The 17,116-nt window shown below is 71.1% G+C and carries 17 protein-coding genes; 10 read left to right on the plus strand and 7 right to left on the minus strand.

The features are described 5' to 3' along the window. Nucleotide 1: 1 nt before the first annotated feature. The 4 genes from QSK39_RS05210 to QSK39_RS05225 are packed head-to-tail and all read right to left on the minus strand — an operon-like array spanning nt 2 to nt 1,570. On the minus strand, nt 2–151 hold the full coding sequence (locus QSK39_RS05210) for a hypothetical protein (RefSeq protein ID WP_284750608.1): 150 nt from the start codon (nt 149–151) through the stop codon (nt 2–4). 59 nt (nt 152–210) lie between these two features. Next, complete coding sequence (locus QSK39_RS05215; RefSeq protein WP_285476508.1) at nt 211–627, minus strand: hypothetical protein; 417 nt, start codon at nt 625–627, stop codon at nt 211–213. Continuing rightward, nucleotides 624–1,100: a phage tail tube protein gene (locus QSK39_RS05220; protein WP_285476509.1), complete on the minus strand. Its 477-nt coding sequence runs from the start codon at nt 1,098–1,100 to the stop codon at nt 624–626. Before QSK39_RS05220 ends, QSK39_RS05215 begins: the two co-directional genes overlap by 4 nt. A 47-nt stretch (nt 1,101–1,147) precedes the next feature. Beyond that, a complete protein-coding gene (locus QSK39_RS05225; protein ID WP_284750605.1) occupies nt 1,148–1,570 on the minus strand; it encodes a minor capsid protein in 423 nt (140 codons plus the stop codon). A 124-nt stretch (nt 1,571–1,694) separates the two neighbouring features. Here QSK39_RS05225 and QSK39_RS05230 point away from each other — a divergent pair, with 124 nt between their 5' ends. The 3 genes from QSK39_RS05230 to QSK39_RS05240 all read left to right on the plus strand — a co-directional run bounded on the left by QSK39_RS05230 (nt 1,695) and on the right by QSK39_RS05240 (nt 6,214). Beyond that, complete coding sequence (locus QSK39_RS05230) at nt 1,695–3,062, plus strand: 3' terminal RNA ribose 2'-O-methyltransferase Hen1 (RefSeq protein WP_285476510.1); 1,368 nt, start codon at nt 1,695–1,697, stop codon at nt 3,060–3,062. After that, complete coding sequence (locus tag QSK39_RS05235) at nt 3,059–5,548, plus strand: polynucleotide kinase-phosphatase (RefSeq protein WP_285476511.1); 2,490 nt, start codon at nt 3,059–3,061, stop codon at nt 5,546–5,548. The genes QSK39_RS05230 and QSK39_RS05235 overlap by 4 nt, the downstream gene beginning before the upstream one ends. 132 nt (nt 5,549–5,680) lie before the next feature. Continuing rightward, on the plus strand, nt 5,681–6,214 hold the full coding sequence (locus QSK39_RS05240; RefSeq protein ID WP_285476512.1) for a hypothetical protein: 534 nt from the start codon (nt 5,681–5,683) through the stop codon (nt 6,212–6,214). Nucleotides 6,215–6,305: 91 nt separating this feature from the next. Here the strand turns inward: QSK39_RS05240 and QSK39_RS05245 are convergent, their stop codons facing one another. Both QSK39_RS05245 and mca read right to left on the minus strand, forming a co-directional pair. Further along, the gene (locus QSK39_RS05245) at nt 6,306–6,656 is read right to left on the minus strand and encodes a hypothetical protein (RefSeq protein WP_285476513.1); all 351 of its coding nucleotides are present in this window, start codon (nt 6,654–6,656) and stop codon (nt 6,306–6,308) included. Beyond that, nucleotides 6,653–7,564 carry a mycothiol conjugate amidase Mca gene (mca, locus tag QSK39_RS05250; RefSeq protein ID WP_285476514.1) on the minus strand — a complete coding sequence of 304 codons (912 nt, stop codon included), beginning with the start codon at nt 7,562–7,564 and terminating at the stop codon, nt 6,653–6,655. The genes QSK39_RS05245 and mca overlap by 4 nt, the downstream gene beginning before the upstream one ends. Before the next feature lie 136 nt (nt 7,565–7,700). Here mca and QSK39_RS05255 point away from each other — a divergent pair, with 136 nt between their 5' ends. The 3 genes from QSK39_RS05255 (at nt 7,701) to QSK39_RS05265 (ending at nt 9,705) form a co-directional block, all read left to right on the plus strand. Then, nucleotides 7,701–8,144, plus strand: a complete 444-nt coding sequence (locus QSK39_RS05255) for a DUF4307 domain-containing protein (protein WP_285476515.1) — start codon at nt 7,701–7,703, stop codon at nt 8,142–8,144. A 195-nt stretch (nt 8,145–8,339) separates the two neighbouring features. After that, nucleotides 8,340–8,843 (plus strand): transcription elongation factor GreA, encoded by a 504-nt coding sequence (gene greA / locus QSK39_RS05260; RefSeq protein ID WP_020641255.1) that lies wholly within the window; start codon nt 8,340–8,342, stop codon nt 8,841–8,843. Nucleotides 8,844–8,892: 49 nt separating this feature from the next. Beyond that, nucleotides 8,893–9,705 (plus strand): MBL fold metallo-hydrolase, encoded by an 813-nt coding sequence (locus QSK39_RS05265; protein WP_285476516.1) that lies wholly within the window; start codon nt 8,893–8,895, stop codon nt 9,703–9,705. Between the two features lie 3 nt (nt 9,706–9,708). Here the strand turns inward: QSK39_RS05265 and QSK39_RS05270 are convergent, their stop codons facing one another. After that, a complete protein-coding gene (locus QSK39_RS05270; RefSeq protein WP_285476517.1) occupies nt 9,709–10,182 on the minus strand; it encodes an Lrp/AsnC family transcriptional regulator in 474 nt (157 codons plus the stop codon). Between the two features lie 121 nt (nt 10,183–10,303). On the opposite strand from QSK39_RS05270, the gene hppD reads away from it, so the two are divergent. The 4 genes from hppD to QSK39_RS05290 all read left to right on the plus strand — a co-directional run bounded on the left by hppD (nt 10,304) and on the right by QSK39_RS05290 (nt 17,094). Beyond that, complete coding sequence (hppD, locus tag QSK39_RS05275; RefSeq protein WP_285476518.1) at nt 10,304–11,503, plus strand: 4-hydroxyphenylpyruvate dioxygenase; 1,200 nt, start codon at nt 10,304–10,306, stop codon at nt 11,501–11,503. Between the two features lie 166 nt (nt 11,504–11,669). Further along, nucleotides 11,670–12,227 carry a YbaB/EbfC family nucleoid-associated protein gene (locus QSK39_RS05280; protein WP_285476519.1) on the plus strand — a complete coding sequence of 186 codons (558 nt, stop codon included), beginning with the start codon at nt 11,670–11,672 and terminating at the stop codon, nt 12,225–12,227. A gap of 11 nt (nt 12,228–12,238) precedes the next feature. Further along, the gene (locus QSK39_RS05285) at nt 12,239–12,547 is read left to right on the plus strand and encodes a type VII secretion target (RefSeq protein ID WP_285476520.1); all 309 of its coding nucleotides are present in this window, start codon (nt 12,239–12,241) and stop codon (nt 12,545–12,547) included. Beyond that, a complete protein-coding gene (locus tag QSK39_RS05290; protein WP_285476521.1) occupies nt 12,547–17,094 on the plus strand; it encodes a DUF8616 domain-containing protein in 4,548 nt (1,515 codons plus the stop codon). The genes QSK39_RS05285 and QSK39_RS05290 overlap by 1 nt, the downstream gene beginning before the upstream one ends. Nucleotides 17,095–17,116 lie beyond the last annotated feature (22 nt).

Below are 17,116 nucleotides of genomic sequence, written 5' to 3' on the forward strand. Positions count from 1 at the left end.
CCTACAGGTTGCCGATCACCGAGCGGGCCGTCTCCCCGTCGACCTCGACCGGCTCGTCCTTGGTCACCTGGCGCCACACGCTTTCCGGGGACAGCCCGGAAACGAGCGCGGCGAACTCCCACCAGGACAGGCCGTCGTCGAGGTCGGCCATCAGGTCGCGGCCGTACTCGCGCCGCCAGTCCGCGTAGAGCAGCCGCCAGTGGCGCAGGATCAGGCGGATGGCGTGTTCGCCGTCGCCCCCGGCACGCTCAGCGCGGGGGCCTGACCGTTTCCCGGGTTCTGCTGCCGGTTCTGGTAGAGCTGCTGGCAGGTGCCGAGCACGTCGGGCAGGTCGTCGATCTCCAGCCCGCGGTTGAGGATGTCGACCAGGTTCTGCTCGCCGAGCAACGCGGAAAGCATGTCGAACGCCTCTTCGGCGTTGACCTCTTCCGTGGCCGCCCGGCCGTTCTTCTTCGCGGACACCGCGAACAGGATCAGCTTGGCGGGCAAGGAATGCGGCAGCGTGTAGACCTTGCCGAGGATGCGGATGCGCGGCGCCACGCGGGCCGCCTTGCGTTCGCGCCAGGCCTCGTCGAAGTCGTAGTCGACGGTGAGCTGGTCGTCGGGGACGCCGGTCGGCTCGGTCATTCGCCGTCCTCCGCGAGGCTCGCGCTGACGGCCGCGGTGGTCGACGGGCCGGACCGGGTGACGGTGGCGACCCAGGCGTACTTGTCGTTGTTGCCGCCGCCGTGCTCGCCGAGGCTGAAGGTCGCGTTCCAGACCTTCCACTGCGTGTCCACCGGGTGCCGGAAGCGGATCTTGCCGACGCTGGCGAACCCGACCTGCGTGGCCAGCGCTTCCACGCGCGCCTGGCCCGCGTCCTGCGCGCCGTTGGCCGGGTCCTTCAGCAGGAAGCCTTCCAGGGCGAGCGTCGCGCCGCGCTGGATGACCTCCTGCTCGTAGTTCCCGGCCGAGTCGAACGTCGTGGTGTCGACGACTTCTTCGTTCTCGCCGGCGTTGGGCACGGCGGAGTTGAGGCCCCCGATCGGCGTCCAGGTGGTGCCGTTCGTCTCGGCGACCTGGATGATGATGTCCCGGGCGTTGATCTTGACAGTGGGCATCGACGCTCCCCTCCTCGAAAACTGCTTGTGCGGTGCGGAAAAGCGGTTCAGGCGCGGTTGCCGACGGGGCGGTGCAGCTCCATCCGCAGCGCGACGGACCATTCGTCGCGGTCGCCGGCATCGCGGCCGACGTAGACCGGGCCGGCCTGCGTGCCGACGCTGGAGACGAGCCAGGTGTTGCCGGGCAGCCGCCGGTTTCCCAGTCCGTGCACGGCGTCGTAGACGGCCTGGGCCTTCGCCTCGGCCGTGACGGCGTTCTTCGGGGTGCCGCGCACGCGGATCTGGACCACGGGTTCGTCGTAGGGAAGCCGCGCGTCGGACTCCGCGCCGGGAAGGCGGCTCAGGACGAGGGCGGCGTCCGGGGTGGCGGGCATGGCGAGCAGGAAGATGTCGCCACCGGCGCCGCTCGATTCGTAGTTCCCCAGCCCCAATTCCTCAAGCAGCGCAGCGACTTCTTCGAGAAACGTCACATCGGCCCCCCGGCCTTCTCCCCCAGTGCTGTCGTCATCGTGCCCGAGGTCCGAAGGATCGTCAACTGTCCGTTTTTGCCAAAATCGACACGCGCGGGCCACGGTTCTCGGCCACACTGGGCAGGTGCTGCTGACGATCTCGACGACCCGGAACCCCGCTACCGACTTGGGTTTTCTCCTGCACAAGCATCCGGAGAAAGCCCAGTCGGTCGCGTTGTCCGCCGGCACGGCGCACGTTTTCTACCCGGAGGCGTCGGAAGATCGCTGCACCGTCGCGTTGTTCGTCGAGATCGACCCGATCGGGCTCGTGCGCGGCGGCGGGACTTCGCTGACGCAGTACGTCAACGACCGGCCGTACGCCGGCGGCTCGTACCTCGCGGTCGCGCTGCGGGGCGCGTTCACGACGGCGCTCGCGGGCCGCTGCGCCACGCGTCCGGAGCTCGTCGACGAGCTTTTCGAGCTGGAGATCCACGTGCCGTCGCTGTCCGCGCGAGGTGGCGCCGAAGTGGTGCACAAGGTGTTCGAGCCGCTCGGCTGGCGCGTGACGACCGCGCCGATCCCGCTCGACCCGCAGTTCCCGCAGTGGGGCGAGAGCCGCTATGTCGACTTGACGCTCACCGGCACCCACCGCGTCGCCGACGCGCTGCGCCACCTCTACGTCCTGCTGCCCGCGCTCGACGGCGGCAAGCACTACTGGGTCGGGCAGGACGAGGCCGACAAGCTGCTGCGCGCCGGGGACGGCTGGCTCGCCGGGCACCCCGAGCGGGACCTCATCGCGAACCGCTACCTCGAGCGCCGGCGCCCGGTGGTGAACTACGCGCTTTCGCGGCTGGCCGAAGCGGACGACGTCCCGGCGGAGGCCGAGGCGCGGGTCACCGACCTGCCGGACAAGCCGGAGAGCCTCGCGTCCCAGCGCCACGGCAGCGTGCTCGCCGCGCTGCGGGCCGCGGGCGCGCGGCGCGTGCTCGACCTCGGCTGCGGGACCGGCGCGCTGCTGCGCGTCCTCGAGAAGGAGCGTTCCTTCGTCGACATCGTCGGCGTCGACGTCTCCGCGAGCGCGCTCGCCATCGCCGAAAAGCGGCTGAGTGGCTTCACCCGGGTGACGCTGCGGCAGTCCGCGCTCACCTACGCCGACCCGGCCCTGGCCGGCTACGACGCCGCCGTGCTCATGGAGGTCGTCGAACACGTCGACGAGGAGCGGCTGCCGGCCCTGGAACACGCGGTGTTCGGGGTCGCGGCGCCGCGCACGGTGCTCGTCACGACGCCCAACGCGGAGTACAACCGGCTGTTCGAGTTCCTGCCGATGGGGCATTTCCGGCACGCCGACCACCGGTTCGAATGGACGCGAGCCGAGTTCCGCGCCTGGGCGGACGGCGTCGCGACCCGGCGCGGCTACGACGTCCGGTACCTGCCGATCGGACCGGTGGACCAGGTATCGGGACCGCCGACCCAGCTGGCGGTCTTCACGAGTGGCAAGGAGGTGGCCGTGTGAAGCTGACCGTTCCCGACATGTCGCTCGTCGTGCTCGTCGGCGCTTCCGGCTCCGGCAAGTCGACGTTCGCGCGCACGCACTTCGCACCGACGCAGGTGCTCTCCAGCGACTTCTTCCGCGGGCTCGTCGCCGACGACGAGAACGACCAGTCGGCGTCGGCCGAGGCGTTCGACGCGCTGCACTACGTCGCGGCGAAGCGGCTCGCGGCCGGGCGGACGACCGTCATCGACGCGACGAACGTCCAGCGCGCTTCGCGGGCGAGCCTGGTGAAGCTCGCGAAGGAGCACGACGTGCTGCCGACGGCGATCGTGCTCGACCTGCCGCTCGGCGTCTGCGTGGCGCGCAACGCTTCGCGGCCCGAGCGCGACTTCGGCGACCACGTCGTCCGGCGGCAGCGCGGCGAGCTGCAGCGGTCGCTGAAGTCGCTGGAGCGCGAGGGGTTCCGGCGCGTGCACGTCCTGCGGTCCGAGGAAGAGGTCGCCGAGGCGGAGATCGTCTCCGAGCCGCTGCGCAACGACAAGCGCGAGCTGACCGGGCCGTTCGACGTGATCGGCGACGTCCACGGCTGCGCGGCCGAGCTCGAGGAACTGCTGGCCGAGCTGGGGTACGTCGACGGCGTCCACCCGGCCGGGCGGACCGCGGTGTTCGTCGGCGACCTCGTCGACCGCGGCCCGGACACCCCGGGCGTGCTGCGGCGCGTGATGGGGATGGCCGCGGCCGGCGACGCACTGGTCGTGTGCGGCAACCACGAGCAGAAGCTGGTGCGCGCGCTGCACGGGGGGAAGGTCAACGCCGCCCACGGGCTCGCCGAGTCGCTGGCGCAGCTCGGCGCGGAGACCGAGGAGTTCCGCCGGCGCGCGCACGAGTTCTGCGACGGCCTGATCGCGCACTACGTCCTCGACGGCGGCAACCTCGTCGTCGCGCACGCCGGGCTGCCCGAGCGCTACCACGGGCGCGCGTCCGGGCGGGTGCGGAGCATGGCGCTCTACGGCGACACGACCGGCGAGACCGACGAGTACGGCCTGCCGGTGCGGCTGCCGTGGGCGCGCGACTACCGCGGGTCGGCGATGGTGCTCTACGGGCACACGCCGACGCTCGAGCCGGAGTGGGTCAACAACACGATGTGCCTCGACACGGGGTGCGTGTTCGGCGGGAAGCTGACGGCGCTGCGCTACCCGGAGCGGGAAGTCGTCTCCGTGAAGGCGCACCAGGTCTGGTACGAGCCTTCGCGGCCGTTGGACGCTTCGCGGCCGCTCGGCGGGCGTGAGCCGGCGGTGCTGGAGCTGGCCGACGTCACCGGGAAGCGGATCGTGCAGACCGCGCACCACGGCCGCGTCGGCGTCTCGGCGGAGCAGTCGGCGGCGGCGCTGGAGGTGATGAGCCGGTTCGCGGTCGACCCGCGGTGGCTGGCCTACCTGCCGCCGACGATGGCGCCGTGCTCGACGTCGTCGCGGGAGGACTACCTGGAGCACCCGGAGGAGGCGTTCGCCGAGTACCGCGCGGCGGGGGTGGAGTCGGTGCTGTGCGAGGAGAAGCACATGGGCTCGCGGGCCGTGGTGCTCGTGTGCCGGGCCGGCTCGGGGTCCCGGCGGTTCGGCATCGAGGGCGACGGCGCGGTGTACACGCGGACCGGGCGGCCGTTCTTCTCGGCCGGGCAGAACGCCTTGCTGCTGGACGACGTGCGGTCGGCGGCCGCGGGGTTGTTCGAGGAGCTTAAGTCGGACTGGTTGCTGCTCGACGCCGAGCTGTTGCCGTGGAGCGCGAAGGCGGGCGGGCTGATCGCGGACCAGTACGCGTCGGTGGGCGCGGCGGCCCAGGCGGTGCTGCCGGCGGCGGTCTCGGCGCTGACAACGGCGTCCGCACGCGGCATCGACGTCTCGGACCTGTTGCGGCGCACGGCAGTTCGCTCGTCCACAGTGGATTCCTACCGCTCGGCGTACCGGCGCTACTGCTGGCCGACGTCGGGTCTGGAAGGGGTGCGGCTGGCGCCGTTCCAGCTGCTGGCGTCGGAGGGGGCGACCTACCACGACCGGCCGCACGCGTGGCACCTGTCGGTGCTGGACGGGCTCGTGGGTCCGCGCTTCCAGCGGACGCGGACGCTCGCGGTGGACCTGCTGGACGCCGCGTCGGTGGCCCGGGGGGTCGAGTGGTGGGAGGAGCTGACGGCGGCGGGCGGCGAAGGCATGGTCGTCAAGCCGTCGTCGAACCTGACCCGGGGCACGCGCGGCCTGGTCCAGCCGGGCGTGAAGGTCCGCGGGCGCGAGTACCTGCGGATCATCTACGGGCCGGACTACACGCTGCCTTCGAATCTCGAGCGGCTGCGGAAGCGCGGGCTGAACCGCAAGCGCACGCTGGCCCTGCGCGAGTACGCACTGGGCCTGGAGTCCCTGGAGCGCACCGCCCGCGGCGAGCCGCTGTGGCGGGTGCACGAGTGCGTGTTCGCGGTGCTGGCGCTGGAGTCGGACCCGGTGGACCCGCGGCTTTAGCTGTCGGTCTTGCCGGCCGGGGAGTCCGCCGAGGCGGGCTTCTCGGCCGCCTCCGGCTCCGCGGCCTTCGCTGTCGAAACGGGCTGTAATGGCCACGTGAACGGCAACGACCTTCTCCGAGGAGGCCTCGCCATGACTGACGACCCGATCGACCAGGCCCTTGAGAAAATGCACCGGAAAGCCGCCGACGACAAGAGGTGGCGCGCATGGGCTGAGCCATACGATTTGGAGATACCGCCGAGGTGGTTGTTGACCGCGCCACCCGCTGGCCACGTCGTTCTCCTCGAGAAGCTGTTCGCACGAGTCCAGCCGACTCGCCTCTCGAACGGATGGGTCCTGACGCAACCGGACGGTCAGCCCACGTTCGTCGCGACCGACCACTTTTCCTTTCCGTGGAAACAACGGCCGGCCACTTGGCGCGCGCGACGTGCACCGGATGCAAGAGTGAAAAAGATAAGAAACCACCGCTCGCGCGATGGGAAACAGGTGAAGTTCGTGGAGTTGTCCGCGACGGACAACGACGGGTGGGATTTCACCCACATCGTCCAGGTGACCGTCGCCACAGACGGAGGCGGCTACTGGGGCATCGCGAACCGATGGAGCTCCAGCCCACGCTGGGGTTCCGTCAATGACTTCGCCACCGCTTGCGCGAAAGTCCTGTACTGAGCCACCGCCGAGTCGAGCCGATCTGAATCCATGCGGAGCCGGTGCCGGGTCACCTGCACTCCGCTCCTTCAACCGACCTCACGTCGCCGGGTCAGTCGGCCTTCGATGACGACGAAGACGTGTCGCTCGCCGACCTCTTCTTCGGCTCGGCCGGGCCCTCGGCCTCGGCCGACGGCTCCTCCTGCTGCGAAGCCGGCTCAGCGGCTTCCTCCGCAGGCGGGTCGTCGAAGCTGGCCGGGACGCGCTTCAGGTGCTTCGTCATCGAGCGGACCAGGAATGCCACCGCGATGAGGAACAGGATCAGCACCAGGAAGCCGACCGGGGAGGACTTGCCGAAGTCCTCCCCCTGCCCGCCGTTGTCGCCGTTGCCCGGCTGCTGCGTCAGGACCAGGGCCGACGCGGTCACCGGAAGCGCCACGCCGGCCGGCAGCGTCAGACTCATGTGTTCACCTTCTCCTCGATGCCGATGCCGGCGAACAGGTCGTCCTCCGGCAACGTGCTGTCGACCTGCGACTTGACCAGCTCGTACTCCTCGGTCGGCCAAGTCTCGCGCTGGATCTCCAACGGGACGAAGAACCAGCGGCTGTTCGGGTCGATCTGCGTCGCGTGCGCCTTCAGCGCCTCGTCCCGCACCTCGAAGTATTCACCGCACTCGACGCGGGTCGTCACCCGCTCCATCACATCGGCGCGGTCGGGGTCCCACTTCTCGAGCCACTCGGTGTACGGCGACTCGAGCCCGGCCTCCTTCAGCGCGGCGTCGAAGGCCACCATCCGGGCCTTCGAGAAGCCGTGCATGTAGTACAGCTTCAGCGGCTGCCACGGCTCGCCCGCGTCGGGGAAGCGGCTCGGGTCCGGCGCCGCGTCCCACGCCGCCATCGACACCTCGTGCGTGCGGATGTGGTCGGGGTGCGGGTAGCCGCCGTTCTCGTCGTACGTCGTGATGACGTGCGGGCGGAACTCCCGGATCACGCGCACCAGCGCCTCGGTCGACTCCTCGAGCGGCACGACGGCGAACGAGCCCTCGGGCACCGGCGGCAGCGGGTCGCCCTCCGGCAGGCCGGAGTCGACGAAGCCCAGCCAGCGCTGGCTGACCCCGAGGATCTTGGCCGCGCGGGCCATCTCCTCGCGGCGGACCTCGCTCATGTTCGCCAGCACCTCGGGCCGGTCCATGGCCGGGTTGAGGATGCTGCCTGCCTCGCCACCGGTGCACGTGACGACGAGCACCTCGTGACCTTCGGCGGCGTAGCGCGCCATCGTGGCGGCGCCCTTGCTCGACTCGTCGTCCGGATGCGCGTGCACGGCCATCATCCGCAGGCGCGGCTTGGCGGTCTTCGTCAGCTGGTCCACCATGCTGCGAACGACTCCTTCTCTACCCGTATTCCGCGACCCACCTGCGGGCCGCCCACCCAGCGGGCGGATACTCGAAGCCGTACCCGCCCCACCATTGTCCCCACGGGTACGACAAGAACGAGCAGGAGGCCCCGCGTTGGCAGGCGGACCGGCGGAAACGGCAGCGCCCGTGCTGCCCGAAGGCCGGTACGGCACCGCGCGGGCGAAGGCGCCCCAGCGCTGGCGCCGGTGGCTGTTCCTGGCGATCGCCCTGCTGGTCAGCGGCGTGATCGCGTGGGTCGCGTACGTCAACCTCGGGGCCGCGCCGATCGACGCCGAGCGCGTCGCCTTCAGCGGCAAACCGGGCAACGCGATGGAAATCACCATCAACGTGACGCGGGACGACGACGACCGCGCGGGCGTCTGCATCGTGCGCGTCCGCGACAAGACCGGCGCCGAGAGCGGCCGCAAAGAGCTCCTGATCCCCGCCGGCGCGAAGTACAGCAGGATGACCACGACGATCAAGAGCATCGGGGAACCGGTGACGGCCGACGTGTACGGCTGCTCGTACGACATACCAGACTACCTGTCAACCCCATAGCGGCCAACGGGGTGAACCGCGCGCCCAACGCCCACGGCGCGCGGAATTAACGGGCGTTGACCTGTCGCGCCGTGATAGTCTGACCCCTCAGCACGGCCCGCGACGGGCCGTGTTTTTCCTTTATCTCAGCCACGCGGGCACCTACGCCCGTGTGGGCCGGCTTGAACACGCAAGCCTGGCAGGCCCGACGAGGAGATGGTGACCGTGAGCGACACCAAGGTGACCTGGCTGACCCAGGATGCCTACGACCGGCTCAAGCACGAGCTCGACGAAATGATCGAGAATCGTCCGGTCATCGCCGCGCGCATCAACGACAGCCGCGAAGAGGGCGACCTCAAGGAGAACGGCGGCTACCACGCCGCCCGTGAAGAACAGGGCCAGGCCGAGGCGCGCATCCGGCACCTGCAGGAGCTGCTGCGCTCGGCCAAGGTCGGCGAAGCGCCCGCGAACGACGGCACCGCCGGCCCCGGCAAGGTCCTCACCGTCCGCTACGAGGGCGACGACGAGGACGAGAAGTTCCTGCTCGCCACCCGTGAAGAGGGTGCCGAAGGCGAGCTCGACGTGTATTCCCCGGAGTCGCCGCTGGGCAAGGCCCTGCTCGGCGCCAAGGAGGGCGAGTCCCGCGAGTACGAGCTGCCCAACGGCAAGCTCCAGAAGGTCACCCTCGTGAAAGCGGTTCCGTACGCCGACACCAAGTAACCCGGGCTAGGTTGTCCTCCCAGGATCCACATTCTGGGAGGACACAGCCGTGAGCACCGAACCCATCTGCCAGGCCTGCGGCATGCAGTACGCCGTGGCCCGTGACGACTGCCCGGTCTGCGAGGACGAACGCCAATACGTCCCGCAGTCCGGGCAGCGGTGGACGAACCTTTCTTCGCTCCGCGAGAGCGGCACGTACACGCCACGGATCGAGGAGCAGGGCCGGGGCATCATCGGCGTCGGCTCGAACCCCGGCTTCGCGATCGGCGAACGCGCGCTGCTGGTGCGGGCGCGGTCCGGCAACTTCCTCTGGGACTGCGCGGCGTACCTCGACGACGCGCTGGTCGAGCAGGTGAACGCTCTCGGCGGGATCACCGGCATCGCGATCAGCCACCCGCACTACTACACGACGATGGTGGAGTGGGCGCACGCGTTCGACGTGCCGATCCACCTGCACGAAGGCGACCAGCAGTGGATCGGCCGGCCCGACCCGGCGGTGCAGCTGTGGTCCGGCACGACCCTCGACGTCGCGGACGACCTACGCCTGATCAACCTCGGCGTGCACTTCACCGGCGGCACGGTCCTGCACTGGCCGGACGGCGAGGAGGGCCGCGGCGCGCTGCTGTCCGGCGACATCGTGCAGGTGATCCCCGACCGCACGCACGTGGGCTTCATGTACAGCTATCCGAACCTGGTCCCGGAGCGCCCGCACATCGTCCGCCGCGCGGCGGAGCTGCTGGCCGGGTACCGCTTCGAGGCGATCTACGGCGCTTGGTGGGACGCGATCGTGCGCACGGACGGCTTCGAAGTCGTGCAGCGCTCGGCGAAGCGGTACCTGGCCCAGGTGGTCGACGAAGGCTGAGCCTCAGCCCCGCGCGGTCCGCTCCAGCAGGGGGCGGACCCGCGGCGGTACCGGGGTCGACAAAGCGATCGACGTCGACGTCCGCTGGACATCCGGGACCCCCACCACCTCGTCGATCACCCGCTGCAGGTCGTCGTTGCCCCTGGCCACCATGCGGACGAACAGGTCGCCCTGGCCGGTCGTCGCGTGGACCTCGCACACCTCGTCGATCGCGGCCAGCGCCTCCGCCACCTCGGCCCGGCGGCCCTGGGCGATCTCCAGCACCGCGAACGCCGTCAGGCCGTAGCCCATCGCCGCCAGGTCGAGCTCCGGCGGGAAGCCGCCGAGGATGCCGCGCTCGGTCAGGCGGTCCAGCCGCGCCTGGACCGTCCCGCGCGCGACCCCCAGCCGGCGGGCGCTCTCCAGCACCCCCAGCCGCGGGGAGTCCGTCAGCAACAACAGGAGCCGTGCGTCCAATGCGTCGAGGTTCTCCGACATTGCTCTCTCCCCTGCACAAGTTGTCCATGATGACAGCCGATGTCCGGCAAACGCTGATCATATTGTCCAGCAAAAACTGAGTCCATTGCGCATCTTGCCTCACGGGGCGGATCCTTCGGGTATGACCCAGACTGCCGAACCTCAGGGCGCGCTCGACGACGTCAGCTATGACCAGCTGCGTCAGCTCGTCGGGCTCGTCGACCACGACGCCTCGACCGACCCGTTCCCGGTCAAGGCCATGGACGCGGTGGTGTTCATCGCCGGCAACGCCACCCAGACCGCCTGGTACTACCAGATCGCGTTCGGGATGCAGCTCGTCGCGTACTCGGGACCCGAGACCGGCGACTTCGAGCGCAAGTCCTACGTCCTCAAGTCCGGCTCGGCCCGGTTCGTCATCACCGGCGGCGTGCGGCCGGACTCGCCGCTGCTGGACCACCACCGCAAGCACGGCGACGGCGTCATCGACCTGGCGCTCGAGACCACCGACGTCGACAAGTGCGTCGAGCACGCCCGCGCGCAGGGCGCGACCATCCTCGAGGAGCCGCACGACGTCTCCGACGAGCACGGCACCGTCCGTATGGCCGCGATCGCGACCTACGGCGAAACCCGCCACTCGCTGGTCGACCGGTCGCGCTACACCGGCGTCTACCTGCCCGGCTACGAGCCGCGCGAGAGCACGATCAAGCGACCCGAAGGCGCCCCGAAGCGGCTGTTCCAGGCCGTCGACCACTGCGTCGGCAACGTCGAGCTCGGCAAGATGGACTACTGGGTCGACTGGTACCACCGCGTCATGGGCTTCGTGAACATGGCGGAGTTCGTCGGCGACGACATCGCGACCGAGTACTCGGCGCTGATGAGCAAGGTCGTCTCGAACGGCAACCACCGGGTGAAGTTCCCGCTGAACGAGCCCGCCGTCGCGAAGAAGAAGTCGCAGATCGACGAGTACCTCGAGTTCTACGGCGGCGCCGGCTGCCAGCACATCGCGCTGGCCACCAACGACATCATCGCCACGGTCACCGCGATGCGCGCCGCCGGCGTCGAGTTCCTCGACACCCCGGACTCCTACTACGACGACCCCGAGCTGCGCGCCCGGATCGGCAACGTCCGCGTGTCGATCGAGACGCTCAAGGAGCACAGCATCCTGGTCGACCGCGACGAGGACGGCTACCTGCTGCAGATCTTCACGAAGCCGATCGGCGACCGCCCGACCGTCTTCTACGAGCTGATCGAGCGGCACGGCTCGCTGGGCTTCGGCAAGGGCAACTTCAAGGCCCTGTTCGAAGCGATCGAGCGTGAGCAGGAGCGCCGAGGCAATCTTTAACGCCGAGGCGCCATCGGCACAGCGTCGCGGCAACCTGTAGTTTCACGAAACGGCGAAGGCCACCATCGGGCACCTCCGGGTCCCCTATGGTGGCCTTTGGCGTGTTCCGGGGAACCGACGGCTCCCGGGATCCGTCAGTGGAGTGGAGCAGAGAGAAGGGGCCGGGATGCCGGACAGCATCGACGCCAGCGACGCGATGATCGACAACTGGACCAAGCGGCTCGAGGAGAACGCCGCCCGGTACCAGGCGCTGGCCGATCGCATGCAGGGCCAGTCGGTCACCGAGCGGTCGAAGGACGGCACGGTCCAGGTGACCGTCGATTCGCGCGGCCTGCTGAAGAACCTCGTCATCGCCGAAACGGCAGCGGGCAAGCGGATGGCCGAGGTGTCGGCGCAGGTGATGCAGCTGGTGCAGCGCGCGCAGGCCCGGATCCCGGAGCTGCTGCAGCAGGCCATGACCGAGACCACCGGCACCGGTGACCAGGCCGCGGTGGAAATCGTCCGCGAGGCGCAGAGCACCTTCCCGGAACCGCCGCCGGAGCCCGAGCCCGCGTTCCCGGAGCCCGACCGCGTCCGCCGGTTCCTGCCGGAGGACAACGAGGAGCAGCCGCCGCGGACGCCGCCGCCACCACCCGCGCCGCCGCAGCAGCCGCAACCGCCGCGGCGTCGCCGCCCGGTCGACAACGACGATGACGACGACTTCGGCGGGCCGATTCTTTCCTGAGGGGGAAACCGATGACGGATGTGGAACTCAGCACCGACCTGACGGCGCACGCGAAGCGGCTCGACGCCATCGGTGACGGGCTGCAGCAGGCCGTCGACGCGGCGAACCAGGTCAGCATGCCGACCGACGCGTACGGCATCCTCTGCCAGCCGTTCCGGATGATGCTCGACCCGGTCGAGCAGTACGGGATCGACGCGCTCAAGGACGCCGTGCAGGCGATGACCGCCGTCTCCGGCAAGGTCCGCGAAGCCGCGGCGGCGTACCACAAGTACGAGGCCGGGGTGGCCGACGACCTGAACAAGTCCGCGGGCGGTGCGTGATGCCCGAGGGCAACCCGCTCGTCGTCGACGCCAAGCAGGACCCGGACGGGCCGGGCGCGTTCACCGCGGGCAACGGCGACTACGGCTGGGCCGGCGGCATCGGCCTCGCCGAGTCGTCGATGGACGCGTTCAACGGGATCAAGGACGGCGACTGGGTTTCCGGTGGGCTGGGCGTGCTCAGCCTGGCCGGGGAGATCGCGGGCGCCGCGATCGACCCGTTCGGCTACCTGATGTCGTCGGTCGCGTCGTTCCTGATGGAGCACGTCCAGCCGCTGAAGGACATGCTCGACTCCGTCGCGGGCAACCCGCCGGTGATCCAGTCCTACGCCGACACCTGGGGCAACGTCTCGAAGGCGCTGGGCGAGCGCAAGACCGACTTCGACAACGCGGTCAAGAACGGCACGGCCGGCTGGACCGGCCAGGGCGCGGACGCGTACCGCAAGTTCGCCGCCGAGCACAGCGACGCGCTGTCCGGCGCGGCGACGGTGGCCGGCGCGATCAGCACGGTCACGATGATCATGGGCCAGGTCGTCTCGTTCGTGCGCGAGACCGTGCGGCAGCTGATCGCGGACCTGGTCGGCAAGCTGATCGCCTGGGTGATGGAAGAGGTCTTCTCCCTCGGCTTCGGCACGCCGGTCGTGGTGGCGCAGGCGTCGGCCGCGATCGCCAAGTGGGGCAAGAAGATCGGCGAGCTGCTCAAGAAGCTCACCGACACGATCCGCAAGGTGTCGCCGCTGCTGTCGAAGCTGGTCGACATCTTCGAGAAGATCGCCAAGGTCTTCGGCAAGGTGCTGGGCAAGGTCAGCGGCCTGGACGGGTTGAAGGTCAAGGAAGGCGGCTTCGTCCACAAGGTCCCCAAGGGGGAGGGTGGCGGGGTCCACGCGCGCGGCCACGGTGGCGACGGCGAGGGTTCGTCCGGTGGCGACGGCGAAAGCTCGCACTCCGGCGACGGCGACGGTTCCCCGGACGGCGAGACGTCGTCGACCGACTCGGGCGATCCCGGCCACGCGGACGGGGATTCGCCGAGTTCCGACCCGATGAACACCGACTCGCCGGCGGATCCGGCGTCTCGCCGGAGTTCGAGCGGGGACGAATCCCGCTCGCCGGACGGCTCACCGTCGCACGCGGGTGACGATGCCCCGTCGGCGAATGGCTCGCCGGAGGGCAGCCCGTCTTCGGCGCGGTCGGACGGCTCGCCCTCGCACGCCGGGGACCCGAGCCCGTCGCACGCGGGGGATGGCAGTCCTTCGCCGACGCGATCTCCTTCGCACGCAAGCGATTCGAGCCCTTCGCCGACCCGCGCCGGGGACAGCTCGCCCTCGCACGCGGGGGACAACAGCCCCTCGCCGACGCGCGGCAGCGACAACGCGCCCTCGCACGCCGGAGACAACAGCCCCTCGCCGACGCGCGGCAGCGACAGCACGCCCTCGCGCGCCGGGGACAACAGCCCCTCACCGACGCGTGGCGCCGACAGCACTCCGGCCCACGCGGGCGACAGCAGCCCGTCACCCGCCCGCGCAGGCGACAACGCGCCTTCGCACGCCGGGAACAGCTCACCCACTCGCGGCAGTGACAGCACGCCGTCGCACGCTGGGGACAACAGCCCCTCGCCGACCCGCGCAGGCGACAGCAGCCCCGCGCCCACGCACTCCGGCTCGCCGGGCCACGCCGACGGGGGCAGCCCGGCGCACTCCGGCGTCTCGCCCGCCGCGCGGTCCGATGCGCCCGGCTCGCACGCCGGCACCGACACCCCCAGCAGCGCCGCGCCTCCCCGGGCCGACGGCACCACCTCCGCCAGCGGCACCGCGCCGACCGCTCCGCGCACCGGCGACCCGGGCGCGGTCCCGACGCCTCGTGGCGGGGACGGTGCCGCGTCCGGTGCCCCGGCACCGGGTGGCGCGCCGATGATGGGCGGTGGCGGGATGCCGCCCGGCGGCGCACCCGGAGGCGGCGGCTCCCCGCGCACCGGCGGTGGCCCCGGCTGGACCGGCACCCCGGGCAGCCCGGGCGCGCACACCCCGCACGTCGACGCACCCGGGCGGCCGCGCACCGGCGGCGACCTCCCCGAAGGGCGGCCGCGCCCGGGTGGCGACACCCCGCGCCCGCGCACGCCGGACGCGCCCGCACCCGCGGCTCGCGGCTACGGGCCCGGCACGCACGGCCCGGACACCCGGCCCGGCGGAACCGCCCCCGGCACCCGGCCGGGCGGTCCCGGGCACACCGGCCCCGGCGGCCCGCACGGTCCCGACGGCCACGGCCCGCACGAGCACGCACCGCACGAAAACGGTCCGCACGACCCGGACGGCGGCGCCCCGCACCACGGCGACTCCGAGCCGCTGACCCCGGACGAGGTCAACGCGCGGCACTCGGAAAGCACGCCGGCGGGCAGCTCGTACCACGCCGGCGACGCCGACATGGGCGACCTGCCGCACCGCGTGCAGCCCGACCCGGACGGCCGCTACACCGTCGACGTGCACGTCACGCCGGACGGTCACGCCCGCATCGGCGACCGGCTCTACACCCCCGAAGAGTTCGCGGACGTCCTGCGCCGCAACGCCGACTACGACGGCCGGCCGGTCCGCCTGATCGGCTGCGACGCGAGCTCGAACGACTTCGCGCACCGGCTTTCGCGCGAGCTCGACACCGAGGTCATGGCCCCGACGAAGCCGGCGTGGACCGACTCGCACGGCCGTGTCTTCTCGTCGGACTACGAAATCGGCCCGGACGGCCGGATGCGCCCGCGCATCCCGCCGGACGGCGAGTGGAACACCCACCACCCCGACGGCTCGACGCACGCGGCAGGCGACGACGGGTTCGCGCCGGACACCCGGCACCACGACCCGCACGACGTCGACGCGGACAGCGCGCGCCACCGCGGTGACGACGACAACCCCCGGCAGCGCGACGCCGCCGGGGCCGACGCCGATCCGGACAACCCCCGGCAACGCCAAGCGCCGCCACCCGGTACCGACCCGGACGTTCCCGCCGACCGCAATCCCCTTTCGCGGCAACAGGAACACGACCTCACCGATCCGCAGCGGCAGGCCGAGGTCCGGGCGAACCCGCAGCACGGCGCGGACTTCGACCCGCCCGGCGGCGAGCACGTGCCGGTCGGGCCGGGCAGCACGCACCCGGACGCGCCCCGCGCGCCGCACGCCGGCGAGCGGTTCCCGAGCGACCAGCGGCTCGAGCCCCACCGCTCGTACCAGGTCGTCGACGCCGACGGGACGCCCCGCGGCACGTACCACACCGACGGCTCGGGCCGGGTCACGCACATCGAGACCTCGCACCCGAACGTGCCGCCGCGGCTGGCCGACGGCACCCCGAACCCGGCGTACCACCCGAACCCCGACGTCACCCACCCGCACCCGAACACCACCTACCGGGTCGACATCGGCGGGCACCACCAGACGTTCCACACCGACGCCGACGGCGTGCCGCACCCGTCGGTGCAGTTCCACCGCCCGGACTTCGAAGGTGACCCGGTCCGGATCGGCCCGGGCGACCCGCATTCGCCCGGCGCGCGGCAGTCGTTCGCCCAGGGCGGGCCGTACGAGCCGCACACGCGGTACGAGGTCGTCGACCAGAAGGGCGTCCCGCGCGGCACGTTCTACACCGACGCCGACGGCCACGTCCGCTGGGCGGAGGTCGAGTCCGGCCGGATCGCGCGGTCGAACCCGGACCTGCGGGGAATCAACAACCCGAGGCTCGTCCCGCCGGACGCCGAGGTCCACTTCCGGCAGCGGGTCGACCCGAACGCCGAGGTGCCCGAAGGCGTCGCGAACCCGGAGCGGTTCCGCGGGGCGCACCAGCACGACGTCCACGACCTGCCGAACAACCGGTCGTTCCTGGACTCGCAGCCGAAGAACCCGGACGGGTCCCCGAAGCTGGAGCCGAACTCCAAGTACGTCGTGCACGGCGAGTACAAGGTGGGCGAGGCGAAGGTCGACCAGCCGCGGTCGGTGTACTGGACCGACGAGCACGGCCGGGTCGCGGTGGCCGAGACCTTCCGGCCGCACAGCCCGGACATGAACAACCCCGGGCCCAACATGGTCTACGACGTCGACCACGGCCGGTTCACCTACCAGACCGGCGCCGACGTCAACGGCAGGCCCGACACGGTGCACGGCAAGTCGGACGTCCCGCAGACGGCCGACGAGTACGAGCTCCAGCGCCGCGACGGCACCGCGCAGGGCGTGTCGGGGCAGCAGGGCCCGGGCGGCGTCTACGACGGCGGGCACATCGCGGGCAACCAGTTCCGCGGGCCGGGCGAGCTGCTGAACATGATGTCCCAGTGGCGGCCGCAGAACCAGGGCTGGCCGGGCCAGGCCGGGCCCGACCACTGGTACGCGTTCGAGACCGACCTGGCCAACCACCTCAAGGCGGGCGGCAAGATCGACAGCATCGACGTGTTCCCCTTGCGCAACGCCGGTGATCATGTGCCGCACACGATCCAAGTACGGTGGGTCGAAGTGGGCCCGGACGGCGGGCCGATCGTCCACATGCGCAGTTTCCCCAACACGCCGGCCGCTCCGGGAGCGTCCTGATGCGCCCGGCCGCTGCACCAGA

Origin of the sequence: Amycolatopsis sp. NBRC 101858, assembly GCF_030269325.1 — a bacterium.
GTDB classification, from domain to species: domain Bacteria; phylum Actinomycetota; class Actinomycetes; order Mycobacteriales; family Pseudonocardiaceae; genus Amycolatopsis; species Amycolatopsis ponsaeliensis.